1 pseudogene is annotated in these 264 nt (G+C 34.1%); it reads left to right on the top strand.

Annotated elements, in window-relative coordinates:
* Nucleotides 1-264 (top strand): annotated as a pseudogene (locus tag OU788_RS12790) (hypothetical protein); the annotation flags it as partial.

Raw genomic sequence — 264 nt, 5'->3', positions numbered from 1 at the left:
ACGAAGGAGAATATACTGTAAAACAGTATGGAGAATATATTATAACTCAAATAAGTCATTATGCTGATGTTGGAGGAGCGTATCATAATACCTTTGAAGCTATCCCAGCAAACACAAAAAGTTTACCATTAAACGAAAATATAGCACGAGCTGTAGCTAATAATCAAGTAGCTAAGGTAGTAAGTAATAAAGACCCAGAAAGTAAAGGACGTGTACAAGTTCAGTTTTACTGGCAAGAAGCTATTGGAGCAAAAACAGATTTTA

Source organism: Tenacibaculum sp. L6, from assembly GCF_028823685.1.
GTDB lineage: Bacteria > Bacteroidota > Bacteroidia > Flavobacteriales > Flavobacteriaceae > Polaribacter.
This window is presented reverse-complemented; position numbering and strand designations above follow the sequence as displayed.